The 24758-nt window shown below is 43.4% G+C and carries 23 protein-coding genes and 2 tRNA genes; 17 read left to right on the top strand and 8 right to left on the bottom strand.

All coding sequences use genetic code 11. The features are described 5' to 3' along the window. Positions 1-4 precede the first annotated feature (4 nt). The 14 genes from folP to PR761_RS10755 all read left to right on the top strand — a co-directional run bounded on the left by folP (position 5) and on the right by PR761_RS10755 (position 15446). Positions 5-853, top strand: a complete 849-nt coding sequence (gene folP / locus PR761_RS10690) for a dihydropteroate synthase (protein ID WP_006814512.1) — start codon at positions 5-7, stop codon at positions 851-853. Then, positions 846-2183 (top strand): phosphoglucosamine mutase, encoded by a 1338-nt coding sequence (gene glmM, locus PR761_RS10695; protein ID WP_006814510.1) that lies wholly within the window; start codon positions 846-848, stop codon positions 2181-2183. The genes folP and glmM overlap by 8 nt, the downstream gene beginning before the upstream one ends. 268 nt (positions 2184-2451) lie before the next feature. Then, the gene (secG, locus tag PR761_RS10700) at positions 2452-2796 is read left to right on the top strand and encodes a preprotein translocase subunit SecG (RefSeq protein WP_006814508.1); all 345 of its coding nucleotides are present in this window, start codon (positions 2452-2454) and stop codon (positions 2794-2796) included. Between the two features lie 105 nt (positions 2797-2901). Further along, a tRNA-Leu gene (locus PR761_RS10705) sits at positions 2902-2991 on the top strand. Between the two features lie 57 nt (positions 2992-3048). Further along, positions 3049-3125: transfer RNA gene (locus tag PR761_RS10710), tRNA-Met, on the top strand. Between the two features lie 208 nt (positions 3126-3333). Continuing rightward, the gene (gene rimP, locus PR761_RS10715; RefSeq protein ID WP_039854991.1) at positions 3334-3786 is read left to right on the top strand and encodes a ribosome maturation factor RimP; all 453 of its coding nucleotides are present in this window, start codon (positions 3334-3336) and stop codon (positions 3784-3786) included. 23 nt (positions 3787-3809) lie between these two features. Next, the gene (gene nusA, locus PR761_RS10720; RefSeq protein WP_006814506.1) at positions 3810-5318 is read left to right on the top strand and encodes a transcription termination factor NusA; all 1509 of its coding nucleotides are present in this window, start codon (positions 3810-3812) and stop codon (positions 5316-5318) included. Positions 5319-5341: 23 nt separating this feature from the next. Beyond that, positions 5342-8062 (top strand): translation initiation factor IF-2, encoded by a 2721-nt coding sequence (gene infB / locus PR761_RS10725; protein ID WP_006814505.1) that lies wholly within the window; start codon positions 5342-5344, stop codon positions 8060-8062. Positions 8063-8148: 86 nt separating this feature from the next. Then, entirely contained in the window at positions 8149-8562 is a 414-nt protein-coding gene (gene rbfA, locus PR761_RS10730) for a 30S ribosome-binding factor RbfA (protein ID WP_006814504.1), read from the top strand. Continuing rightward, complete coding sequence (gene truB, locus PR761_RS10735) at positions 8562-9515, top strand: tRNA pseudouridine(55) synthase TruB (RefSeq protein WP_126462320.1); 954 nt, start codon at positions 8562-8564, stop codon at positions 9513-9515. Before rbfA ends, truB begins: the two co-directional genes overlap by 1 nt. A gap of 112 nt (positions 9516-9627) precedes the next feature. Continuing rightward, positions 9628-9897 carry a 30S ribosomal protein S15 gene (gene rpsO / locus PR761_RS10740; RefSeq protein WP_006814502.1) on the top strand — a complete coding sequence of 90 codons (270 nt, stop codon included), beginning with the start codon at positions 9628-9630 and terminating at the stop codon, positions 9895-9897. Positions 9898-10175: 278 nt separating this feature from the next. Beyond that, positions 10176-12296, top strand: coding sequence for a polyribonucleotide nucleotidyltransferase (pnp, locus tag PR761_RS10745; RefSeq protein WP_039854852.1), 2121 nt, complete (start codon positions 10176-10178; stop codon positions 12294-12296). Between the two features lie 81 nt (positions 12297-12377). Next, positions 12378-13295: a lipoprotein NlpI gene (gene nlpI / locus PR761_RS10750; RefSeq protein ID WP_006814500.1), complete on the top strand. Its 918-nt coding sequence runs from the start codon at positions 12378-12380 to the stop codon at positions 13293-13295. 168 nt (positions 13296-13463) lie between these two features. Further along, the gene (locus tag PR761_RS10755) at positions 13464-15446 is read left to right on the top strand and encodes a DEAD/DEAH family ATP-dependent RNA helicase (protein ID WP_006814498.1); all 1983 of its coding nucleotides are present in this window, start codon (positions 13464-13466) and stop codon (positions 15444-15446) included. A 73-nt stretch (positions 15447-15519) separates the two neighbouring features. Here PR761_RS10755 and btsR read toward each other — a convergent pair whose 3' ends face one another. Beyond that, complete coding sequence (btsR, locus tag PR761_RS10760; protein WP_006814497.1) at positions 15520-16236, bottom strand: two-component system response regulator BtsR; 717 nt, start codon at positions 16234-16236, stop codon at positions 15520-15522. Positions 16237-16250: 14 nt separating this feature from the next. Continuing rightward, positions 16251-17936 (bottom strand): sensor histidine kinase, encoded by a 1686-nt coding sequence (locus PR761_RS10765; protein ID WP_039854850.1) that lies wholly within the window; start codon positions 17934-17936, stop codon positions 16251-16253. Between the two features lie 420 nt (positions 17937-18356). On the opposite strand from PR761_RS10765, the gene PR761_RS10770 reads away from it, so the two are divergent. From PR761_RS10770 to PR761_RS10780, 3 genes are read left to right on the top strand one after another with little or no spacing between them, the layout of a single operon-like run. Beyond that, the gene (locus PR761_RS10770; RefSeq protein WP_154610767.1) at positions 18357-19328 is read left to right on the top strand and encodes an HlyD family secretion protein; all 972 of its coding nucleotides are present in this window, start codon (positions 18357-18359) and stop codon (positions 19326-19328) included. An 11-nt stretch (positions 19329-19339) separates the two neighbouring features. Next, entirely contained in the window at positions 19340-20485 is a 1146-nt protein-coding gene (locus PR761_RS10775) for an ABC transporter permease (RefSeq protein WP_006814494.1), read from the top strand. Further along, a complete protein-coding gene (locus tag PR761_RS10780; protein WP_039854988.1) occupies positions 20485-21645 on the top strand; it encodes an ABC transporter permease in 1161 nt (386 codons plus the stop codon). The genes PR761_RS10775 and PR761_RS10780 overlap by 1 nt, the downstream gene beginning before the upstream one ends. A gap of 66 nt (positions 21646-21711) precedes the next feature. Here the strand turns inward: PR761_RS10780 and PR761_RS10785 are convergent, their stop codons facing one another. The 6 genes from PR761_RS10785 to PR761_RS10810 form a co-directional block, all read right to left on the bottom strand. After that, positions 21712-22191: a hypothetical protein gene (locus PR761_RS10785; RefSeq protein ID WP_223844732.1), complete on the bottom strand. Its 480-nt coding sequence runs from the start codon at positions 22189-22191 to the stop codon at positions 21712-21714. A gap of 283 nt (positions 22192-22474) precedes the next feature. After that, positions 22475-23149, bottom strand: a complete 675-nt coding sequence (locus PR761_RS10790; protein ID WP_115164758.1) for an Imm52 family immunity protein — start codon at positions 23147-23149, stop codon at positions 22475-22477. Between the two features lie 16 nt (positions 23150-23165). Further along, on the bottom strand, positions 23166-23546 hold the full coding sequence (locus tag PR761_RS10795) for a Tox-REase-5 domain-containing protein (RefSeq protein ID WP_412033760.1): 381 nt from the start codon (positions 23544-23546) through the stop codon (positions 23166-23168). Beyond that, positions 23438-23926, bottom strand: coding sequence for a hypothetical protein (locus PR761_RS10800; protein ID WP_230083554.1), 489 nt, complete (start codon positions 23924-23926; stop codon positions 23438-23440). Before PR761_RS10800 ends, PR761_RS10795 begins: the two co-directional genes overlap by 109 nt. Before the next feature lies 1 nt (position 23927). Further along, a complete protein-coding gene (locus PR761_RS10805; RefSeq protein ID WP_006814489.1) occupies positions 23928-24266 on the bottom strand; it encodes a hypothetical protein in 339 nt (112 codons plus the stop codon). Continuing rightward, positions 24256-24756, bottom strand: a complete 501-nt coding sequence (locus PR761_RS10810; protein ID WP_006814488.1) for a DUF4123 domain-containing protein — start codon at positions 24754-24756, stop codon at positions 24256-24258. The genes PR761_RS10805 and PR761_RS10810 overlap by 11 nt, the downstream gene beginning before the upstream one ends. Between the last annotated feature and the right edge of the window lie 2 nt (positions 24757-24758).

Raw genomic sequence — 24758 nt, forward strand, 5'->3', positions numbered from 1 at the left:
AATCATGCACATTAAAGCTCGAGGTCATCTCCTTGACTTATCTACTCCTCAGGTGATGGGGATTCTGAATGTTACTCCTGATTCATTTTCAGATGGTGGCACCCATAATCGTTATCACGATGCACTCGATCATGTTGCTAAAATGGTTCAAGAAGGCGCAACGATTATTGATATCGGCGGTGAATCGACACGTCCAGGTGCGGCTGAAGTTTCTGTAAGCGAAGAATTAGACCGAGTTATTCCAATTGTAGAGGCCATTGCTAAACGTTTTGATGTGTGGATTTCTGTTGATACCTCAAAAGCTCAAGTCATGAATGAAGCCGCTAAAGCAGGAATGCACATTATCAATGATATTCGTTCATTGCATGAAGATGGTGCGCTTGAGGTTGCAGCCAATACAGGGTTACCCGTATGTATTATGCACATGAAAGGCCAGCCAAGAACGATGCAGAATGCACCTGACTATGCGAATGTCGTCAAGGAAGTCAAAGACTACTTAGCCATTGAAATTAAACGCTGTGTAGATGCTGGAATTGATAAACAGCAAATAATTATCGATCCAGGCTTTGGTTTTGGTAAGAACCTGTCGCATAATTACCAATTATTAGCATATTTAGATCAGTTTCATGATTTCGGACTACCGCTATTGGCAGGTCTGTCACGCAAATCTATGATTGGACAATTATTGAATGTTCCACCTCAAGAACGTCTTGCGGGCAGTTTAGCTTGTGCAACTATTGCTGCAATGCAGGGAGCACAGATTATTCGTGTTCATGATGTGAAAGAAACTGTGCAGGCAATGCAAGTGGTTCAGATGACTCTGTCAGAAAAGGAAAAGTTAGCGTATGAGTAACCGTAAATATTTTGGTACTGATGGTATTCGTGGCAAAGTGGGCGACAGTCCGATCACGCCTGATTTCGTTTTAAAATTAGGCTGGGCTGCGGGTAAAGTCCTCGCACGTCATGGCTCACGAAAAATTATTATCGGCAAAGATACGCGTATTTCTGGCTATATGTTGGAGTCTTCTTTAGAAGCTGGCTTAGCGGCTGCTGGATTATCTGCATCGTTTACTGGTCCAATGCCAACGCCTGCGGTTGCATATCTCACTCGTACTTTCCGTGCCGAAGCGGGGATCGTTATTTCTGCCTCTCATAACCCATATTATGATAATGGGATCAAATTCTTCTCTATTGATGGAACTAAGTTGCCAGATGAAGTTGAAGAAGCTATCGAAGCTGAGATGGAAAAACCGATTACTTGTGTTGAATCTGCTGAATTAGGTCGTGCAAACCGTATCGTCGACGCGGCAGGACGTTATATCGAATTCTGTAAAGGCACATTTCCAAATGAGCAGAGCCTGAACAGTCTTAAAGTTGTTCTAGACTGTGCAAATGGCGCAACGTACCACATTGCTCCCAATGTATTTAGCGAATTAGGTGCAGAAGTTATCGCCATTGGTTGCGATCCTAATGGTATCAATATTAATGAAGAGTGTGGCGCAACAGATGTTCGTATGCTGCAAGAGCGCGTCATTGCAGAGAAAGCGGATGTAGGCTTAGCTTTTGATGGTGATGGCGACAGAATCATCATGGTTGACCACGAAGGTAACAAAGTCGACGGTGACCAAATCCTATATATCATTGCACGTGAAGCATTACGCCAAGGCCAGTTAAAAGGTGGCGTTATTGGCACCTTGATGAGTAACATGGGTTTGGAGATTGCACTGAAACAACTGGGTATTCCTTTTGAGCGAGCTAAAGTCGGTGACCGGTATGTACTGGAAAAACTGCAAGAAAAAGGCTGGCGCATGGGAGCGGAAAACTCAGGGCACGTTATTTTATTAGATAAAACCACTACGGGTGACGGCATTGTAGCTGGGCTGCAAGTACTTAGTGCAATGGTTCGTAACCAAATGAGTTTACATGACCTCTGCAGTGGGATGAAATTATTGCCACAAGTGTTGGTTAACGTACGTTTCAAAGGCAAGCATGATCCTCTACAAAGTGATGCGGTCATTGCAGCAAATGAACAAGTAGAAAAAGAGTTAGCTGGGAAAGGTCGCGTATTACTCAGAAAATCGGGTACCGAACCACTTATCCGTGTGATGGTCGAAGGTGAAGATGAAGAGACTGTGACTAAAATGGCTAACCATATTGCTGATGCAGTAAAAGCAGCGGGTTAATTAAGTTTATTCATTGAAATGGGTTTTCTTAATGCTTATAAAAATAAACGTTAAGACGACATAATTAGATGGCTGAGTATTATTTCGATAATTTGTTGATTTTTTCTTCAAATGGTCGCGTGAAAGCAAAATAGACTTGCTTGTCAGCTCAGCTTTGGTTAGTATTCGCACCTGCTCAATCCTGCAATTATATTTTTCAGTATTGGGTAGGTGTGCAGTATAAGGGTCATAGCATAGGCTATGCGCCGTAACTGAATAGGTAACTCAAATGTATATAGCTCTCTTAATTATCTTTTTGCTAGTGGCTATCAGCCTGATTGGTCTGGTGATGTTACAGCAAGGTAAAGGTGCTGACATGGGTGCATCATTCGGTGCGGGCGCTTCTGCAACACTGTTTGGTTCATCGGGCTCAGGTAACTTCATGACCCGTATGACTGGAATCTTGGCTGCTGTGTTTTTCATTATCAGTTTAGTGCTTGGCAATATGACTGCCAACAAATATGGCACTGGTACAGGTAGTAAGTGGGAAAACATTAGTGAACCGGCAAAAGTCGAGCAACCAACAGACGTTCCGGCAGCACCAGCAACACCAACGAGCGATATCCCTCGTTAAGTGTTTAAGATTCCGGATTAAGGCATTTAGTCCTCATCAGTAGTAAAGCAGTAGAAGTTAAAAATTTGAGGTTATTGATGAGTAAATTAGTAACCTCACCTCAGTGCCGAGGTGGTGAAATTGGTATACACGCTACCTTGAGGTGGTAGTGCCTACAAAACGGGCGTACGGGTTCAAGTCCCGTCCTCGGCACCATTATTTTAGACGACTTGTATACAACAAATAGTCAGTGTAAAATAGTCACGTTTCGAACGCGGGATGGAGCAGCTTGGTAGCTCGTCGGGCTCATAACCCGAAGGTCGTTGGTTCAAATCCAGCTCCCGCAACCATTTCCTTATTCACATATCTTGCAGTCCATTATTAGATATCGTTAACGTAATTTCTCATCGATTTATCTAGATTTTCAAGGTATACTAGGATTATGGTAAACCCATGCGTTATGGGTCCAGTTACAAAAGCCCCGATATCGGGGTTTTTTGTTATTTGATAATCGAATTAACTGGGCTATATGCCCTTTTTTTATGTCTGGGGGTGGGCTTGTCCACATTAGAGCAAAAATTAACAGAGATGGTTTCGGCACCAGTAGAAGCGCTAGGCTTTGAGTTTGTTGGCTTAGAATTCGTTCGTGGGCGCACGTCGACACTACGTATTTTCATTGATAGTGAAGAAGGCATCACTGTTGATGATTGTGCTGATGTCAGCCATCAGGTAAGTGCAGTATTGGATGTCGAAGATCCGATTTCTGTAATCTATAACCTTGAAGTTTCGTCACCGGGAATGGAGCGTCCATTATTCACGATCGCTCATTACGAGCGTTTTATGGGTGAAGAGGTGGCTCTGACATTACGTATAGCTATGCAGAACCGCCGTAGATGGCAAGGTATTATTAAAGCCGTTGATGGTGAAATGATTACGGTTACTGTAGATGGTAAGGATGAGGTGTTCGCCCTCGGCAACATCCAAAAAGCTAACTTGGTACCCCACTTTTAATAAAGTTCAATGAGGCAACTAGGATGAACAAAGAAATTCTGGCTGTTGTTGAAGCGGTTTCTAACGAAAAATCCCTCCCTCGTGAAAAAATCTTCGAGGCTCTGGAAACTGCACTAGCGACAGCAACCAAAAAGAAATACGAGCAAGAAATTGAGGTACGTGTTGAGATCGACCGTAAATCAGGTGATTTTGACACTTTCCGCCGTTGGTTAATTGTTGATGAAGTGACAATGCCAACACGTGAAATCACTCTTGATGCAGCTCAGTTCGAAGATCCTGAACTGCAATTGGGTGGATATGTTGAAGACCAGATTGAGTCTGTTGTTTTTGACCGTATTACAACGCAAACTGCTAAACAAGTTATCGTACAGAAAGTTCGTGAAGCCGAACGTGCGATGGTAGTTGATCAATTCCGTGAGCAACAAGGTGAAATCATCACTGCTCAAGTGAAGAAAGTTAACCGTGAAAATATCACCTTAGATTTAGGTAATAATGCAGAAGCGGTTATCTTGCGTGAAGATATGTTACCTCGCGAAAATTTCCGTCCAGGTGACCGAATTCGCGGAGTACTGTATGATGTTCGACCTGAAGCTCGCGGTGCACAGCTTTTTGTCACTCGTTCTCGCCCAGAGATGCTGATTGAATTATTCCGCATTGAAGTGCCAGAAATTGGTGAAGAAATCATTGAGATCAAAGCTGCAGCTCGTGATCCAGGCTCGCGCGCTAAAATCGCAGTAAAAACTAACGACAAACGTATCGACCCAGTTGGTGCTTGCGTTGGTATGCGTGGTGCAAGGGTTCAAGCCGTTTCTAGTGAACTAGGCGGTGAAAGAATTGACATCGTGTTATGGGATGATAACCCTGCTCAATTCGTTATTAATGCTATGGCTCCGGCTGATGTGGCATCTATCGTTGTTGATGAAGACAACTGTACAATGGATGTTGCCGTTGAAAGCAGCAACTTAGCCCAAGCGATTGGTCGTAATGGTCAAAACGTTCGCTTAGCAGCTCAGTTACTGAAAATACATCGTGGTGATGACAAGTGGGAACTGAATGTCATGACTGCGGAAGAGCTGAATGCAAAACATCAGGCAGAAGCACATGCTTCTATTGAAACATTCACCAAGCATCTTGATATTGACGAAGAGTTTGCCACAACATTGGTTGAAGAAGGCTTCTCTACGTTAGAAGAACTGGCTTACGTGCCAATTAAAGAGCTTCTGGAAATTGACGGTCTTGATGAAGAAACCGTTGAAGTTCTACGTGAAAGAGCAAAAGCGGCCCTCACCACAATCGAATTGGCTCAAAAAGAGAGCCTAGGTGATAATCAGCCAGCAGAAGATTTGTTGAATCTTGACGGTATGGATCGTACTCTTGCCTATAATTTGGCTACTCGTGGAATCTGTACACTGGAAGATCTTGCTGAGCAGGGCATCGACGACCTCATTGATATTGAAGGTCTGAATAATGAGAAAGCAGGCGAACTCATTATGGCCGCACGTAATATTTGCTGGTTCGGTAACGATGCGTAAACACTGTAGCAGGAAGGAACGGCATGACAGAAACTGTAAAATCATTGGCAACGGAAATTCAAACCACAGTTGATCGCCTGGTACAGCAATTTGCTGAAGCAGGGATCACTAAAGGTGAGAATGACTCTGTTAACCAGTCTGAAAAAGAAGCTTTACTGAACCACTTAAACCGTGAACAAGGCGGAGTAGCGGGTCAGCCAAGTAAATTAACATTGCAGCGTAAAACTCGTAGTACGCTGAGTGTTCCAGTCACCGGTGGCAAAAGCAAATCGGTAAATGTTGAAGTCCGCAAAAAACGCACTTATGTGAACCGTGACGCTGAAGAAGCGAAATCGGAAGAGCAGGCGCAGCGTGAAGCGGAAGAGCAGGCACAGCGCGAAGCTGAGGAACTGGCAAAACGTGCAGCAGAAGACGCTGCCAAACGTGAAGCGGAAGCAAACGCTAAACGTGAAGCCGAAGAGAAAGCAAAACGTGAAGCAGCTGATAAAGCTACGCGCGAAGCAGCGGAAAGAGAAAAAGTGAAACAAAGCGAAAATCATCAAAAACCAGGCAAGACTAACGAAAGTAATGCCGAAAAACAGCGTCGTGAAGCTGAAGCAGCTGAGCTGAAACGTAAAGCCGAAGAAGAAACTCAACGTAAAGTTGAAGCGGAAGCTCGCCGTGTTGCTGAAGAAGCCCGTAAAATGGCTGAAGAGAACGGTGAGAAATGGACGGCTGAAACTAAAACTGAAGAAGACAGCGACTATCACACTACAACGTCTACTCATGCTCGTGCAGCAGAAGACGAAAGTGATGAGAAAGAAGAAGGCCGTCGTTCACGTAACCGTACAGCGAAAGCTCCACGTCAGAAAAAAGGCAATAAACTGTCTGAGAAAGCTGATCGTGAAGAAGAGCGTGCTGCGGGTCGTTCAGGTCGTTCTAAAGGTAAGCAGCGTAAAGGTAGTTCTTTACAGCAAAGCTTCACCAAACCTGCTGTTGCGGTAAACCGTGACGTAGTGATTGGCGAAACCATTACCGTTGGCGAACTGGCTAACAAAATGGCGGTTAAAGGCTCACAAGTCATCAAAACGATGATGAAAATGGGTGCGATGGCAACCATTAACCAAGTGATTGACCAAGAAACTGCACAGTTAGTAGCAGAAGAAATGGGACACAAAGTTATTCTGCGTCGCGAAAACGAGTTAGAAGAAGCGGTGATGAATGACCGTGACACTGGCTCAGCGGTGAAAGAACCTCGTGCTCCTGTTGTAACCATCATGGGTCACGTTGACCACGGTAAAACCTCTTTACTGGACTACATTCGTTCAACGAAAGTAGCATCAGGCGAAGCAGGTGGTATTACTCAGCACATCGGTGCATACCACGTCCAAACTGACAAGGGTATGATCACCTTCTTAGACACCCCAGGTCACGCCGCGTTTACTTCGATGCGTGCACGTGGTGCTCAGGCAACGGATATCGTTGTTCTGGTTGTTGCTGCAGATGATGGTGTAATGCCACAAACAATTGAAGCGATCCAACATGCGAAAGCTGCAGGTGTACCAGTTGTTGTTGCTGTGAACAAAATGGATAAACCAGAAGCTGACCCAGATCGCGTTAGAAATGAGCTGTCTCAGTACGGTATTATTTCTGAAGAGTGGGGCGGTGAAACGCAGTTTATCGGTGTATCTGCAAAAGTGGGTACCGGTATCGATGAACTGTTAGATGCTATCTTGCTGCAAGCTGAAGTTTTAGAACTGAAAGCGGTATATGCAGGTATGGCAAGCGGAGTTGTTGTTGAATCTTATCTGGACAAAGGTCGTGGCCCAGTTGCGACAATCTTAGTTCAAGAAGGTACCTTGAATAAAGGCGACATCGTTCTGTGTGGATTTGAATATGGCCGTATTCGTGCAATGCGTAACGAATTAGGTAAAGAAGTTCAATCTGCAGGTCCTTCAATTCCAGTTGAAATTTTAGGGCTTTCAAGCGTTCCTTCTGCCGGTGATGAAGCGACAGTTGTTCGTGACGAGAAAAAAGCACGTGAAGTTGCTCTCTATCGTCAAGGCAAATTCCGTGATGTGAAATTAGCTCGTCAGCAGAAATCTAAACTGGAAAACATGTTTGCTAACATGGAAGAAGGTAAAGTTTCTGAACTGAATATCGTTCTGAAAACTGACGTTCAGGGTACTTGTGAAGCTATCACTGAGTCTCTGATGAAACTGTCAACTGATGAAGTTAAAGTTAAAATCATCGGTTCAGGCGTGGGTGGTATCACTGAAACTGATGCAACTCTGGCTGCGGCATCGAATGCTATCATTCTTGGCTTTAACGTTCGTGCTGATGCATCTGCACGTCGCGTTATTGAAAGTGAAAGCGTCGATTTACGTTACTACTCAGTAATCTATAGCCTGATTGATGAAATCAAACAAGCAATGAGTGGTATGTTGGCACCTGAATACAAACAGCAAATCATTGGTCTTGCAGAAGTTCGTGATGTATTTAAATCACCGAAATTTGGTGCTGTTGCTGGTTGTATGGTTACTGAAGGTACCATTAAACGTAATAACCCAATCCGCGTCTTACGTGATAACGTGGTTATTTACGAAGGTGAGTTGGAGTCACTGCGTCGCTTCAAAGATGACGTGAGCGAAGTTCGTAACGGTATGGAATGTGGTATCGGTGTTAAGAACTACAACGATGTCCGTGTCGGCGATATGATCGAAGTCTTTGAAATCATCGAAGTTAAGCGTTCAATCGACGGTTAATTTTGTGAGTACCCACGAGACATCGTGGTTATAAAAAAGTATTTGTGAGGGGGCAATAGCCCCCTTTATTGTCAGGAGATATAACGATGGCAAAAGAATTCAGTCGTTCTCAACGCGTAGCTCAAGAAATGCAAAAAGAAATTGCGATTATTTTGCAGCGTGAGATTAAAGATCCTCGTATTGGCATGGCAACCGTGTCTGGTGTCGAGCTTTCACGGGATCTGGCATACGGTAAAGTTTTCGTCACCTTTTTCAACATCGCCAATGATGATAAGAGCGAAGCTGAAATGGTAGCTGAAGGTATTAAAGCATTAAACGAAGCATCTGGTTTTATTCGTTCATTACTCGGAAAAGCAATGCGTTTACGCATTATTCCTGAGCTGACTTTTGAATATGATAGCTCGCTAGTTGATGGTATGCGTATGTCTAACCTAGTATCGAATGTGATTCGTAATGACGAAGAACGTCGTTCTGGTACAGATGATAAAGAGGAAAAATAATGGGTCGTCGTCGTAGCGGGCGTGATATAGATGGCGTATTGCTGCTGGATAAACCTACTGATATTTCTTCAAATGATGCGCTGCAAAAAGTGCGGCGCTTCTTTAACGCGAACAAAGCAGGGCATACTGGTGCATTAGACCCGTTAGCGACGGGGATGCTGCCAATCTGTCTTGGTGAAGCAACAAAGTTTTCACAGTTTTTACTCGACTCAGATAAACGTTATCGAGTGATTGCACGCCTTGGGCAGCGTACGGATACTTCCGACTCCCATGGTGAAATTATCTGTGAGCGTGAAGTTAAGTTTACAGCAAAGCAACTTGATGATGCTTTAGAGCATTTTCGTGGTGATACTCTACAAATTCCTTCCATGTATTCGGCACTCAAACACCAAGGGCGGCCACTTTATGAATACGCAAGAAAAGGGATCACAATAGAGCGAGAAGCCCGTCCTATCACTGTGTATGAGCTTCAGTTTATTCGTTGGGATAACAACGAATTAGAGCTGGAAATTCATTGTTCGAAAGGTACGTATATTCGAACCATCATTGATGATTTAGGTGAAATGTTAGGATGTGGTGCTCACGTCACTTATCTGCGTCGTGTACAAGTGGCTAATTATCCTTATGACCGAATGGTCTCTTTGGAACAATTAGCGGCTTTACGGGCAAAAGTGGATGCCGGTGAAGGGTCTTTTGAAGCACTCTTGGATTCACTGTTATTGCCAATGGATACCGCAGTTGTTCATTTTCCTGCTGTGAATATCACAGAAGACACCGCCGCATATTTTAAACAGGGTCAACCTGTATGTGGTAATGTACAAGGCCTTGCGCAAGGCGAAATGATCCGAGTCACTAGTGGTACAGAGCAGCGGTTTATTGGTATTGCTCTGGTGAGTGAAGATGGACGTATCGCACCAAAGCGTTTGGTTGTAGAAAATGAGCAGCCCGCATAATGGCGCTTATTGCTTTGCTGCTTTAAGCAGCGTAGAATAGCGGCGCTTAATCTTGAGATGCTAAATTAGAGATTGGCTCTCATCACTTATATTAATTCATTTGGAGTTTACTATGTCTCTAAGTACTGAAGCGAAAGCGAAGATCGTTGCTGAATTCGGCCGCGGTGAAAATGACACGGGTTCAAGCGAAGTTCAAATCGCTCTGCTGACAGCTCAAATCAACCACCTGCAAGGTCACTTCTCAGAGCACAAAAAAGATCACCACAGCCGTCGTGGTCTGCTGCGTATGGTTGCTCAGCGTCGTCGTTTACAGGCTTACTTGAAAGGTAAAGATATCGCACGTTACACAGCGCTGATCGAGCGTCTGGGTCTGCGTCGTTAATCTTGTCAGTTTCAGTGGAAAGGGGCCTAATGGCCCCTTTTCTGCTAAAAGTTATTTCGAAAGTTGAAGTAATACTCGAATTATACTTAACTTAAATGTTAAGCTATTATCGATAATTGATTGTTTTAGCTAAAACCTCTTAAAACTACATCCGATTCGCGCGACTAATGAGAACATTGATGACAAGAATATCAATTTTCTCATTAGTCGCGAGGCTGTAGTAGAAAATAACCATGCTACTCGAGAATCTCTGGTAGCCTTACAAAAAGGGTAATATTTTGTTGAATCCTATTGTTCGTAAATTCCAGTATGGCCAGCATACCGTTACATTAGAAACCGGCATGATCGCACGTCAAGCAACTGCGGCTGTGATGGTTAATATGGATGACACTGCAGTATTCGTTACTGCTGTAGCACAGAAAAAAGTGAAAGAAGGTCAAGATTTCTTTCCTTTAACTGTTAACTATCAAGAGCGTACTTATGCAGCGGGTCGCATCCCAGGCAGTTTCTTCCGTCGTGAAGGCCGTCCTGGTGAAGGCGAAACTTTAGTTGCACGCTTAATTGACCGTCCTCTACGTCCGCTGTTCCCAGAAGGTTTCCTGAACGAAATCCAAATCATTGCAACCGTTGTTTCAGTTAACCCACAAGTTAACCCTGATATCGTTGCGATGATCGGTGCTTCTGCTGCACTGGCTCTGTCAGGCGTTCCATTCAATGGTCCTATTGGTGCTGCACGTGTTGGTTATATCAATGACCAATATGTTCTGAACCCAACTGCAGACGAATTAAAATCAAGCCGTCTGGATTTAGTTGTTGCAGGTACTGACAGCGCAGTCTTAATGGTTGAATCTGAAGCTGAATTATTAAGTGAAGAGCAAATGCTGGGTGCGGTAGTGTTTGGTCACGACCAACAGCAAGTTGTTATTCAAAACATTAATGATTTAGTGAAAGAAGCCGGTAAAGAAAAATGGGATTGGCAGCCAGAGCCAGTTAACCAAGCACTGAAAGATCGTATTGCTGCATTGGCTGAAAGCCGTATGGGCGACGCTTACCGCATCACTGAAAAACAAGAGCGTTATGCTCAAGTTAACCTGATCAAAGAAGAAGTGACAGCAGCTCTGCTTGCTGAAGATGAAAACGTTGATCTGTCAGAAGTTTCAGACATTCTTGCTCACTTAGAAAAACAAGTTGTTCGTAGCCGTGTTATCCGTGGTGAGCCACGTATCGATGGTCGTGAGAAAGACATGGTTCGTGCGTTAGACGTGCGTACTGGTGTTCTGCCACGCACCCACGGTTCTGCGTTGTTCACTCGTGGTGAAACACAGGCGCTGGTAACAGCAACGTTAGGTACTGAGCGTGATGCACAAGTTATCGACCAATTAATGGGCGAATATACTGACCGCTTCTTATTCCACTACAACTTCCCTCCATACTCTGTTGGTGAAACTGGCATGGTGGGTTCACCTAAACGTCGTGAAATCGGTCACGGTCGCTTAGCTAAGCGTGGCGTATTAGCAGTAATGCCTTCACACGCAGATTTCCCATACACTATTCGTGTAGTGTCTGAGATCACTGAATCTAATGGTTCATCATCAATGGCGTCTGTCTGTGGTGCGTCACTAGCTCTAATGGATGCTGGTGTACCTATCAAAGCGGCTGTTGCTGGTATCGCGATGGGTCTGGTGAAAGAAGGTAACGATTTCGTTGTTCTGTCTGATATCTTAGGTGATGAAGATCACTTAGGTGACATGGACTTTAAAGTTGCTGGTAGCCGTGAAGGTATCAGTGCTTTACAAATGGATATCAAAATCGAAGGTATCACTCGTGAAATCATGCAGGTTGCTCTGAACCAAGCTAAAGGTGCGCGTCTGCACATCCTAGGCACAATGGAACAAGCAATTAATGGTCCACGTGAAGAAATCTCTGAATTTGCTCCACGTATCTATACCATCCGCATTAGCCCAGACAAAATCAAAGATGTCATTGGTAAAGGCGGCTCGGTTATCCGTGCATTAACGGAAGAAACGGGTACAACTATCGAAATCGAAGATGACGGTACCGTGAAGATTGCTGCAACAGATGGTCTGAAAGCGAAAGAAGCGATTCGTCGCATTGAAGATATCACAGCAGAAGTCGAAGTTGGTCGTATCTACCCAGGTAAAGTCACTCGTATCGTTGACTTCGGCGCATTTGTTGCCATCGGTGGTGGTAAAGAAGGTCTGGTTCATATTTCTCAAATCGCTGATAAGCGTGTAGAGAAAGTGACAGATTATCTGCAAATGGGTCAAGAAGTTCCTGTTAAGGTGTTAGAAATCGACCGTCAAGGCCGTATTCGCCTAAGCATGAAAGAAGCAGTTGTGAGCGAAGAAGCTCCAGCTCAGCAAGACTCAGCGGAATAAGCTGACCTAAAGTGTAGCGCCTGATAATATTAGGCGCTATCAGCCTAAATTTGCTGAACAGTGGTAATGTAAGGGCGTTGTATGCAGAACTGTATAAGTTTTCGTTTTTTCGATAGTCGCACCTTAGTTCGTGTGCTATCTGCGCTTATCTTTTTTATTATTATTGGATGTAGTAATAAAGATTGGCGTAAAAACGAGGTTTTTGCAGTACCTTTGCAGCCTTCATTACAACAAGAAGTGATATTGGCTCGTATGGAACAAATCCTTGCGAGCCGATCTTTAACCGATGATGAGTACGCGCAGCTTTTATATGAGCGCGGAGTACTGTATGATAGTCTCGGTTTAAGGGCGTTGGCGCGGAATGATTTTTCAACTGCGTTGTCCATACGTCCTGATATTCCTGAAATTTTTAACTTTTTAGGGATATACTTTACGCAGGCTGGCAACTATGATGCCGCCTATGAAGCGTTTGATTCTGTTTTAGAGCTTGATCCAACTTACAATTTCGCGCGGATGAATCGTGGCATCTCTTTATATTACGGTGGACGATACAAACTAGCGCAGGATGATCTGCTGGCGTATTATCAGATAGATCCAAATGATCCCTTTCGAACTCTGTGGCTTTATCTCGTCGAGAAAGACATAGACCCGCGTATGGCGCAAGATAATCTTGCAGCCCGTTACGACCAAGCGGAGAAAGGGCAATGGGGCTGGAATATCGTAGAATTCTATCTTGGCAACATCAATGAAACGACATTGATGGAGCGCTTGAAAGAGACATCTACGGATAACACTTCGCTCGCTGAGCATCTCAGTGAAACTAACTTCTATTTAGGTAAACATTACCTAAGTCTGGGGGATAAGGATAGCGCAACAGCGTTATTCAAACTGACGGTGGCAAACAACGCCCACAGCTTTGTTGAACACCGCTATGCATTGTTGGAATTGGCGCTGTTAGGCCAAGAACAAGACGACCTATTAGAATCGGGCCAGCAATAGCTGACGAACATTTCTTTATTAATTCTTGAGCCTTCATCCTGATGGATGACGGCCTATTTGTTCGTTTAATAACACAATTTGAGCCAGTTCACATTTTAATGAAAATGACGGAAATGATTTTCTCACCGTTATGTAAACTGGCCGCCATTAAGTATGAGGCACCTTTACATGACGACTGAGACTGAAATGTCTTTTGCTGATCTAGGTTTATCAGCATCTATTTTGAACGCACTAAGCGACCTGGGATATGAAAAACCATCACCAATTCAGCAACAATGTATCCCATTGTTACTGAATGGTAATGATGTATTAGGTATGGCACAAACTGGTAGTGGTAAAACCGCTGCATTTGGTTTGCCATTACTGCATAACATCGATCCAGATTTAAAAGCGCCACAAATTTTAGTACTGGCACCGACACGCGAGTTAGCGGTGCAAGTTGCTGAAGCATTGAGCGATTTCTCTAAACACATGAACCGTGTCAACGTGGTTGCCTTATACGGCGGTCAGCGTTATGACGTTCAACTTCGTGCATTACGCCAAGGTCCACAAGTTGTTGTGGGTACACCGGGTCGTCTTCTTGACCACCTGAAGCGCGGTACTTTAGATCTTTCTAAATTGAAAGGCTTAGTATTAGACGAAGCTGATGAAATGCTGCGTATGGGCTTCATTGATGATGTTGAAAACATCATGAGCCAGATTCCAGCACAACACCAAACTGCTCTGTTCTCGGCAACAATGCCAGAACCAATCCGCCGTATTACTCGTCGCTTTATGAAAGATCCTAAAGAGATCCGCATTCAGTCGAGCATTACTACACGTCCAGATATCGCTCAAAGCTACTGGACTGTTAGCGGAATGCGCAAAAATGAAGCGTTAGTTCGTTTCTTAGAGTCAGAAGATTTTGATGCGGCGATTATTTTCGTACGTACTAAAAACGCAACTTTAGAAGTTGCTGAAGCACTTGAGCGTAGTGGCTATAACAGTGCTGCATTAAACGGTGATATGAACCAAGCACTGCGTGAGCAAACATTAGAGCGCTTAAAAAATGGTCGTTTAGACATTTTAATCGCTACTGACGTTGCTGCTCGTGGTTTGGACGTTGAGCGTATTAGCTTAGTTGTTAACTACGATATCCCAATGGATGCAGAATCTTATGTTCACCGTATCGGTCGTACTGGTCGTGCGGGTCGTGCGGGTCGTGCTTTACTGTTCGTTGAGAACCGTGAGCGTCGTTTACTGCGCAACGTTGAACGTACGATGAAACTGACTATCCCTGAAGTTGACCTGCCAAATGCGGAGCTGTTAAGCCAGCGTCGTCAGGCTCAATTTGCTGCGAAAGTTCAGCAACAATTAGAAAGTAGCGATTTAGATCTATACCGTTCACTGTTGGCGAAAGTATCTCCATCTGAAGATGTTGATATGGAAACTTTAGCAGCGGCACTGTTGAAAATGGCACAGGGTGAACGCGCTCTGATCCTGCCACCAGATGCACCTCGCCGTCCTCGTCGTGAATTCAACGACCGTGATGACCGTCGTGACGATCGTCGTGGTGATGACCGTCGCCGTGACCGTAATAGCAGCAATGGTTTTGACCGCGCTGAGCGTGGTGAAAGCTCTGCTCGCCGTGAACGTCGTGATGTTGGTGATATGGAAACATACCGTATCGAAGTGGGTCGCGATGATGGTGTTGAAGTTCGTCACATCGTTGGTGCGATTGCTAACGAAGCGGATATCAGCAGCCGTTATATTGGTAATATCAAGTTGTTTGGTTCTCACTCAACGATTGAATTACCAAAAGGCATGCCAAGCGAAGTGTTAACTCACTTAAGCCGTGCGCGTGTACTGAACAAACCAATGCAAATGCAACTGATCGGTGATGCTCAACCATTTGAGCGTCGTGGCGGTGGCGAACGTCGTGGTGGCCCACGTCGTGAAGGCGGTAGCGAAGGTGGTTTCGGTGCAGGTCGTCGTAATGATCGTGGCGGTGAGCGTGATGGTCGTCGTGGCGGTGGAGACCGTCGTGGTTCTTCAAACCGTGATGGTGGCGCTAACCGTGATGGTGCAAATCGTGACCGTACTGGTTCAGCACCTCGTCAAGATGGCAACAACGCAGCACCTCGTCGTCGTAGCAGCAGCCACAACGCATAATTACTTTTAATTAAGTATTAAATCTAATAAAAACCACCGCTTAGGTGGTTTTTTTATATCTATGGATTGAACATTAAATCAAGCCTAGCTCTTCTTTCAATGGCTTCAAATAGCGACGGCTGACTGGAATATGGTCCCCTGAACCCAGCACAAGCTCTGCTTGCCCACTATCACCAAATAAAATCTCACTGAGCTGGGTCATATTCACTAGGTATTGTCGGTGGCAGCGAACTAACGGCGTGCGCATTTCTAATGTGCGTAATGTTAATTCCGTGAAGCTCTCTTGCCCTTGGATGCTCTTTACATAGACGCCGCTCATTCGCGAAGTCACATACTGAACCTCATCCAATTTCATGAGATAAATGCGGCTGTGTCCGGTGCAAGGAATAAATTTCAATGGCTCGTGATTATCGAGCAGCTCAAGATTTTGTTTCTGTGCGCCTTGGCGTAGACGGTTTAACGTTTTATTGAAACGTTCTGATTCTAATGGTTTGAGTAAATAGTCAAAAGCGTGTTCTTCGAAAGCTTGAACTGCAAATTCATTAAATGCGGTCAGAAAAACAATATGCGGGCGTATTTCAGGATCTAACATACGCACCATTTCTAGCCCAGTAAGTCGTGGCATTTGAATATCCAGAAATACCACATCAGGCTTTTTTTTGTGGATAAGCCCGATCGCCTCGATAGCATTGGCGCATTCGCCAATAATTTCGATATCGTCATGTTCCTCAAGTAAGCAGCGCACATTTTCACGCGCTAGGGGTTCATCATCAACGATTAATACATTCATAGAATTAAAGCCATTTATTCTGCCGTGGTGTAAGGTAAACGTAATTTCACTCGGGTGAACTTCTCTGGTTCACACTCCACACTGATACCATATTTTTCGCCATATTTAAGACGTAAACGTCTATCAACTAGCCCCATGCCTAAGCCATCAGATTGTGCTCTGGGCTGATAGAGACCGGCATTATCTTCGATTTCAATGTAGACATGCTCGCAGCGTATATAGCTACGGATTGTAATATATCCGGTACTTAATAACTGTGAGGTACCGTGTTTTATTGCGTTTTCGACTATCGGTTGTAGACTGAATGCGGGTAATTCCACATGCCTGACTTCATCTGGAATATCCAAATGAATTTGTAAATTCTCTTGGAAACGGGCTTTCTCAATTTGCAAATAGGCATTGATGTGCTCAATTTCTTCTCCCAGTGTGGCATTTTGCTCTGGCCGTTTTAGGTTATTGCGGAAGAAAGTTGAAATATATTGCACCAATTGTCCCGCCTGTTGGCTATCTTTGCGGATTACGGCTTGGAGAGTATTGAGCACATTAAACAGAAAGTGAGGATTCACTTGTGCATGAAGTAATTTTACTTCCGATTGTAGTAAGGATTGCTTATTACGTTCATATTGCCCAGCAAGGATCTGCGCTGAAAATAAGCTAGCAATTCCTTCTCCAAGAGTGCGGTTTATCGAGCTAAATAAGCTGTTTTTGGCTTGATAAAGTTTGATGGTACCGATCACTTGTTGGTTTTCGCCTTGGAGCGGGATCACCAGAGCAGAACCGAGTTTACAAGACGCACTGAGGGTACATTTGTACGGGGTTTCATTACCATCAGCATACACGACTTCATTATTATCAATCGCCCGCCGTGATTGTTCGGAGGATATAGGTGTGCCCGGTATATGGTGATCCGCACCTAAGCCAATAAAGGCGAGTATTTTCTCTCTATCAGTGATTGCTACAGCTCCAATTTCCAACTCTTGATAGATAATTTTTGCCACTTTCATACTGTTATCTACATTGAAACCTTTACGTAAAATTCCGTCAGTACAAAGGGCAATCTTTAAGGCTTGAGCAGAGAAAGCCGTAGTGTATTTCTCAACGATGGCGCGTCTATCCAGCAATATTCGAATAAACATCGCGGCCCCAATGGTATTGGCGATAATCATTGGAGCAGCAATATTTTTGACTAATTCATAAGCTTCGTCGAAAGGGCGGGCGATTAATAGAATAATCAGCATCTGAATAATTTCAGCGACAAAGGTGACGCAGCTAGCGGTCACGGGGTTAAAAATTTTATTAATTTCCCCACGTTTCATATAGTAACGATGAACTAATCCACCAATGAGTCCCTCGGCAATCGTTGAAACCATGCAACTGGTGGCAGTCATTCCGCCCAATGAATAACGATGCAATCCCCCAGTAAATCCAACAGCAACCCCGACAGCAGGTCCACCTAATAAGCCTCCAAGTACAGAGCCAATGGCACGAGTATTGGCAATAGAATCATTGATATGCAGACCAAAGTACGTCCCCATAATGCAGAATACGGAGAAAATCAGATAACACATGACTTTATGGGGAAGGCGGATCGTCACTTTTAGTAAGGGGATGACCAGCGGGGTTTTACTCAGTGCCCATGCGATCACGAGGTATACGCACATTTGTTGTAGGAGTAATAAGATTAAATCAAATTCGTACATCTTAATGTCCGTCATACTTCGAGTTGTAGGGGTGTTGGCTGCGCTCAACTGCTCTAGTCACATACTTTTGTATGCTCCTAGAGATATCTTCTCTTGTCGCCTACCTACAATTCGAATTATTTAGGACATTGGTGCGATGAATGCACAATGTTGCAAGTTTCGAGTTGTAAGGGTGTTGGCTGCGCTCAGTGGATTTAGCCATATACTTTGGGGGATATTGTATCTTATTAGGCTGGTTAAGTAATCGTCATTTAATAATTAGCAAAACATCATTATTTGACATAAAACACAAATAGCCGCAGTATAAAAAAATGATCCCAGATCCGTGATCTTACGCACGAATTTCTTAACGCTCGTTTCTATTTATTGTCATAATAAAAAAGTAGTTTCCCCCGTTATTACTCAAGGCTCACATATATAATGAAAAAAAGAACCATAATATTGATCTTGCTGATGCTGATCTTAATCGCTGCTGCGGCACTTTTTCATTCCCATAACCAATTTTTATTATTGCAAGGGGAAGTGGATGCACCAGAAGTGATTGTGACATCAAAAGCGAAAGGGCGCGTGATTGAACGTCATATTGAACGGGGCGATGACGTTAAAAAAGGGCAGTTGCTGTTAACGTTGGAAAGCCCTGAATTACAAGCGCAATATGCGGCATTAAAAGCCGCCAAAGACCAAGCGCAAGCGCAACTGGACCAATCCTTACATGGAACGCGTGAAGAAACCCTGCGTGACTTACAAGCTTCCCTCGCTCAAGCCAATTCACAATATCAAAATGCCTCCCGGGAGTTTACCCGTCTAAACAATTTATTGGGCAAAGGCTATGTTTCAATAAATGAACTCGATAATGCCCGTAAAGCCAAAGAGGTCGCATTCCAGCAAGTACAAAGTGCAAAAGCGCGTTTGGAAGAGGGAAAAAATGGGGATCGTATCGAGCTGCGCCAACAATATGAAGCGGCGGTGAATCAAGCTCAACAAAAATTAGCTGAGATTCAAGTACAGATTGATGACCTACAGGTTAAAGCTCCTGTGGATGGTGAAGTCGGCCCAATCCCCGCCGAAATTGGTGAACTATTTAATGCTGGTAGTCCATTACTTTCATTGATTAGCCTTCCTCAATCTTACTTTGTTTATAACTTGCGTGAAGACATTCTTGTTGGTGTGAAAAAAGGGAATAAAGTCCAGCTAGTTATCCCTGCATTAGGGTATAAAACGGTTGAAGCAGAGGTGCGCTATATTGCCCCTAAAGGGGATTATGCAACTAAACGTGCCACGCGAGCGACTGGAGATTTTGACTTAAAAACCTTTGAAGTACGTTTGTACCCACTTGAACCTATCGATGGATTACGACCGGGAATGAGTGTTTTATGGCGTTGGGATAAATAACAGGGGCTGCCATGAAACTTAAATTCGCTTGGCACGGCTTTGAACATGCCTTTAGCCGCGAAACCCAAATGGCAATTCGTAGCCCAGTATTTCACTGGCTGAGTTGGTTATTCCCTTTGATGCTATTCACGTTAGTCAGTGCTAACTTTTCAGAGGGAACGTTGATGGATGTGCCAGTTTCCGTGGTAGATAACAACCATAGCCCCATCTCTCGGCAAATTATTCGTGATCTTGATGCGGGTCCTCATGCGGAAGTTAAAGCCATAGATGGGAACTTGGCAACATCAATTAAGCAGCTGGGTAGTGCTAAGGATTATGCATTGCTGTATATCCCTCATAATTTTGAAGAGGATATATTACGTGGGCGTCAGCCAGAATTACGGATGTACTATAATGCGCTGTTTTATGCATCAGGCAGCTATGCGATCCAAGACTTTAGCGGGATGGTGGCTGAACTGAATGCCAAATATCGTCAAGACATGGCAAAATCCATGGGGCATACTTTACCGCCTCTAGCGCAAGTCACGTTATCCTACGACAGCTTATTTAACCCAAGTGGTAGCTATATTTATTACCAACAATTCGCTGCGACGATCCATATGTTGCAATTGTTTGTGGTGACAGCCACGATTTATACCATGTCTCGTGGGACAATCTTACAGAGCGTGAAACCGTTTTCTATGGCATTGCTCGGGAAAATGGCGCCTTATACCTTATTCTTTACCACACTATTAATTGTTGAGTTGGCCGCATTGGTGACGCTTTTTGACGCGAAAGTGGTGGGGAATCCTATATACATGGTGCTGGTGGGCTTTTTCTATGTCATAGCGGCTCAGAGTATTGGCTTATTGCTGTTTAGTTTTACCTCGAGCGCCATCATGGCATACAGCTTGATAGGTATGCTGGTCAGTATCGCCTTAGCATTTTCTGGGATGGCAGTACCTGAATTATCGATGATTTTACCCGCACGGATTATTTCGAACATTGAGCCACTCACTCATACCTTAAACGCGATGTTTGACATCTTCCTACGTGAAATCTCATTTGAGCGGATCGTAGAAGTCTGTCTGTTCTTATTGATTTACCCAATCATCACGGCAGTTCTGATCCGTAAGCGGTTAGTTAAACGCATTGAGATCCAAGGGAGTATCGTATGATGGCTGTCTATTTTGCGACCTTCAAAAAGGTACTACTGGGCATGCTGGAGAAACCGATGTGGCTATTGCTGCTCGTTTCCCTGTGTATTATGAGTTTGGTGTATGCCCGCCCAGTTCTGTGGGATCTACCCGTTGCAGTTATCGATATGGATCATTCAGCGGCAAGCCGTGAGTTAATTCGTGATTTGGATGCGACACCAAAAGTCCAGCTTCATAGCTACGACAATTTAGCTCAAGCGCGTCAGGATATGATCGCGAGGCAGCTATTTGCAATTGTGATCATTCCAATGGATTTTCAGAAGCATTTACTTAGTGGGAAAAATATTACCGTACCCGTCTATGGGGATGCGACAAACCGACTTGCCAGTGGACAAATTCAGCAAGAGCTTTCCAAAGCTTATCAAACTTTATTGAATGCCTATAATACACAGCTATTGGAAAAATCAGGTTTTAGTGCGGAACAGGCCAAAGTCATTATTGCACCTGTCCGCAGTGAAACTGAGCCACTTTATAACCCCGGAATTAGCTTCGCTGCGATTATTTTTCCTGGTTTATTAGTGATGCTTTTACAGCACTCCTTATTGATTGCCTGCGTGCGAGTCAGTATTGCTATCCGTTCAACACCGAAAGGTAAGCCCCCGTTAGCGGTATATTTAGGCGCATTATCGGCGCTGATCCCTATTTGGTTATTTTTATCCACGGTATTTTTTGCGCTATGGCCATGGATACTGGGCTATCGCCAAGAAGCGCCTTTGTACCAAATTTGGATGCTGACATTTCCTTTCCTGCTGGCGGTGATTGGGCTAGGAAAATTAGTGACAGAATGTTTGCGTAGTGTCGAAATGATCTACTTAACGTTAGCGTTCATTACGACTCCGGTGTTCTATATGTCCGGTACGATTTGGCCGTTACAAGCGATGCCTGATTGGGTTCGAATGATTGCTTCGTCGTTACCATCAACATGGGCGACTAATGCGATGGCAGGGATCAACCAGATGGGCCTGCCTTTTAATGATATCCTGATGGATATTGTGATGATGCTGATCCTTGGGGTGATTTATTCATTTATTGGGGTATTTATCGGCATGTTACGGGATGGAGAGTTGCGTAAAATCAGCCATGCACTCCATCGCTGGCGGAAGCATTTTCATCAATCATAAATGATAAAGAGGTTGGCATTGCCAGCCTCTTTGAACGCTAATATTGCTGTTGCAGTTCACTCTGCATTACTCTGGAATACCGAGGCTTAATGTACATTCAGCTTGCGTTGAAACAGAAAAAGTTCGGCCATTAGCATTGGTTATCCCAGGGTACACCTCGTCATTACAATCATTAAATATCAGATAGTTAATGGAAGAAATGGGTAAGTTATTTTCATCAGTGACCAGAAAGCTGAGGTTGTAATCGTGGCCGCCGACTTGAGAATTAATATTGCCATTCAATTTTGTTGCCAGCCCCGCCACGACAATCTCGCCAGTTTTATTATCGGCATTTAATTTCCCAACAACATTATTGTCAGTGCCCGGAACAAGATGCGCATTTTCGGGTACAGAAATCACTTTTTTATCTTTAAATACCAGTCGATAGTAGCCCGAATCGGAGTAGCCTACATCGGGATTATTTTCGAGATCGGCTTTGGTGTACTCAAGAGATGTTGAACATCCGGCTAACAATAACGTCATAAGGGTCAGAGAGCGTTTTATCACGGATATTTCCTTATTGATTTTAAGAGGATGCCTCTAATCTACAGGAAATAATTCACTCTCAAATTGGCTAACTCAGCCTCCGTTTATAGGGTATTCAGGTTATAGGGTGAAATTTGAGCGGGTGATAACAAGAAGGATGAGATAAAGATATTGAATTAATTAAGCTGCCGCTCATTGAGCAGCAGCATTTTTCAAATACTGAACACCGTCAACTTTCCAGCGTCAATCCCGCAATATTACGCCAGTAGCCATTACAGCTTTGGTCGGGGAGCTTGTCCACATTCTAACTGTATATTTCCCGTATCAACGGTAATAACCCCAATGCGGTTAATTGGATTTCGATTTCATTGGCTTTTTTGATGTCGTCTTTATTTGAACCATCAAACACATGGTCGGTACTGATAATCAACGTACCTTTATTTTTGTCATTATCAATATGAATAAGCTGAGCTGCCATGGGGACTTGTTGTTGCGTTATTTTTTTATTTAAATAAAGCATCCAACCGACAGGGAGTCTGTCAGGGAAGACTTGTTTCTTATGATATGAGTAATTATTTATATCCATCCTCAAGGCTAAAATATTAAAAATGGATAAAATTTCATTTATTGATTTTAGTGTGTTTTTAAGGTCTAAATGATCAATCTTTCGGAGATTAAATCTTAGTATATATTGATTAATATTTGCAGCATGTTGTATTGTTAAAGAATTATCCCCTGCCCATATTGATTCAATGATATCTATACTTTTTTTGTCTTCTAAAATGGAAGATGGCTTACCATTTTCGAAGGCTGGTTTGTTCATGGAATCTTCTAAGCTATCTCCAGAAAAAAACCATTTTTCACTATCAGTGGACGTAATACTTTTTACAAAACTCATCATAGTGACTAAAATATTTATAAATTTTTCATTCGTAAGCTGGTCATTCAGTTTAATATCAATTTCTAATTTGAGTTTCATTTATAAATACCCTGTTTTATGGAGTTAAATGTGTTCGAATTTGAGGATAGGAGTCCAATATAATTGAACAAAATCTGTACATATTTTCTTGCGAAAAATGCCAGTCAATATATGAGCGTCCCTTGAATTGATGTTGGCATAGCCAATCCTGATCAAATGCTTGTTTAGGAATATTACCTCCTTTTTCCCAAAAAGCTTTAACTTCACCATCTTTGTCGAAAAAATTATCATAATTATCTTTAGTTTCAATAAAGTTGCATTCATCAGGTTTCCAGCCATCAAACTCCACTAAAGGATTTTTTGTTCGGGTTGGCACAGGAATTGTGCATTTCCACTCATCAATATATTTAAGTTGCCCTGTGGGGGTATCGACTGTTCTGATTTGTGTATTACAAATTCTTGCTTGATAAGCATAAGCATTGGGAGTGCGTGTATTGGTATATCATTTTGATGAGGAACAATGTAAGGCATAGCAGGGCAATCTTCACACCCTTTATTTGCTTCAATTGCAGCAACACCAACGGATGCCCCGGCTGTAGCGCCTACCGAGGCACCTTGATTATTGCCTCGTTTCTTTTCTTCATCACCAAGCTCGCCACCTATCGCTATACTTTCATATTCACGAATTTTATCACCGTAACTTGTATTATCTCCCCACTCATCATCTCCACTACCTGACGAAGAGGGAAAGCCGATTTTTGAGGCTTCATGGGTCACTGCGGCTAATCCACCCAGTGTCATTAATCCCGCCCCTGCAACTATTAATGGAATTGGCATATTAAGTTCTCCATTCAATCAATTTCATGGCTATCCGTAAAAAGTCTTGATACTGCTGCTCAGGATTTCGATCTTTTTCCTCGAGCATGGCTCTTATTTCTGGTTTTAAATAAAAATACGGTTCGCAAGCTTCATAAAGCAGAAAAGAACGAATCAAAGGTTCACTGGTAAAACTAAGAGATAACACATACTGAAAAGCCGATTTTAATCGACTGTTTAATGTATCAACGGATTGTAATTTGTCGGGATAATGTTGATAAAAATCAGCACTCACTTGAGTCACGTAATCACTCTGTTCAATATTTTGAATTTTGGTTAATTGTTCTTCGCTAAACTGCATTTAATCGCCCTCCTTGTAATGCATAAAATTGCCCTTCAAAGCGGTAATACCATGCAATAAGAGGCATCGTTATCTCATTAAATTGTTCAAGAGTGAGAACTTGGGGCATATTGTGGGTTACGCGGGGATCATAAAACCGAAATAAGGCGGTTTTGCCATCAGGCAAACTGACATTAAGCCGCTCAGAGAAATGGATAGCTAGTTTATCAATCGGAGAATCACTGACTAGCCATGACAAGGAGGGTGATTTGGCTTCCAACTGTATTAAATCTGCCAGTAAATGATGTCGTTGGGTCACATCAATCAACCACGGCCCAGCCCATGCTATTTCTGTATTTGAAGGTTGCTTAAACAGTGGGCTTGCTGTTCCATAATTATTTTGAAGCGCTTCATCAAAGTAGCGTTCATACTGTAGTCCGCAAATCAGACAATAATGTTTGGCATCAGGGTAACGCTCAAAATAGTTAAAAATAGGATGCTGATTATTCATTG

The sequence above is a fragment of the Providencia sp. PROV210 genome, from assembly GCF_028479445.1.
In the GTDB taxonomy this organism is placed as follows: Bacteria; Pseudomonadota; Gammaproteobacteria; order Enterobacterales; family Enterobacteriaceae; genus Providencia; species Providencia rustigianii.

Bases quoted from the DNA above. Each gene is read 5' to 3' on its own strand.
- folP (WP_006814512.1), top strand. From the start codon at position 5: ATGCACATTAAAGCTCGAGGTCATCTCCTTGACTTATCTACTCCTCAG.
- glmM (WP_006814510.1), top strand. From the start codon at position 846: ATGAGTAACCGTAAATATTTTGGTACTGATGGTATTCGTGGCAAAGTG.
- secG (WP_006814508.1), top strand. From the start codon at position 2,452: ATGTATATAGCTCTCTTAATTATCTTTTTGCTAGTGGCTATCAGCCTG.
- nusA (WP_006814506.1), top strand. From the start codon at position 3,810: ATGAACAAAGAAATTCTGGCTGTTGTTGAAGCGGTTTCTAACGAAAAA.
- infB (WP_006814505.1), top strand. From the start codon at position 5,342: ATGACAGAAACTGTAAAATCATTGGCAACGGAAATTCAAACCACAGTT.
- rbfA (WP_006814504.1), top strand. From the start codon at position 8,149: ATGGCAAAAGAATTCAGTCGTTCTCAACGCGTAGCTCAAGAAATGCAA.
- truB (WP_126462320.1), top strand. From the start codon at position 8,562: ATGGGTCGTCGTCGTAGCGGGCGTGATATAGATGGCGTATTGCTGCTG.
- rpsO (WP_006814502.1), top strand. From the start codon at position 9,628: ATGTCTCTAAGTACTGAAGCGAAAGCGAAGATCGTTGCTGAATTCGGC.
- nlpI (WP_006814500.1), top strand. From the start codon at position 12,378: ATGCAGAACTGTATAAGTTTTCGTTTTTTCGATAGTCGCACCTTAGTT.
- PR761_RS10755 (WP_006814498.1), top strand. From the start codon at position 13,464: ATGACGACTGAGACTGAAATGTCTTTTGCTGATCTAGGTTTATCAGCA.
- btsR (WP_006814497.1), bottom strand. From the start codon at position 16,236: ATGAATGTATTAATCGTTGATGATGAACCCCTAGCGCGTGAAAATGTG.
- PR761_RS10765 (WP_039854850.1), bottom strand. From the start codon at position 17,936: ATGTACGAATTTGATTTAATCTTATTACTCCTACAACAAATGTGCGTA.
- PR761_RS10770 (WP_154610767.1), top strand. From the start codon at position 18,357: ATGAAAAAAAGAACCATAATATTGATCTTGCTGATGCTGATCTTAATC.
- PR761_RS10775 (WP_006814494.1), top strand. From the start codon at position 19,340: ATGAAACTTAAATTCGCTTGGCACGGCTTTGAACATGCCTTTAGCCGC.
- PR761_RS10780 (WP_039854988.1), top strand. From the start codon at position 20,485: ATGGCTGTCTATTTTGCGACCTTCAAAAAGGTACTACTGGGCATGCTG.
- PR761_RS10790 (WP_115164758.1), bottom strand. From the start codon at position 23,149: ATGAAACTCAAATTAGAAATTGATATTAAACTGAATGACCAGCTTACG.
- PR761_RS10800 (WP_230083554.1), bottom strand. From the start codon at position 23,926: ATGCCAATTCCATTAATAGTTGCAGGGGCGGGATTAATGACACTGGGT.
- PR761_RS10805 (WP_006814489.1), bottom strand. From the start codon at position 24,266: ATGCAGTTTAGCGAAGAACAATTAACCAAAATTCAAAATATTGAACAG.
- PR761_RS10810 (WP_006814488.1), bottom strand. From the start codon at position 24,756: ATGAATAATCAGCATCCTATTTTTAACTATTTTGAGCGTTACCCTGAT.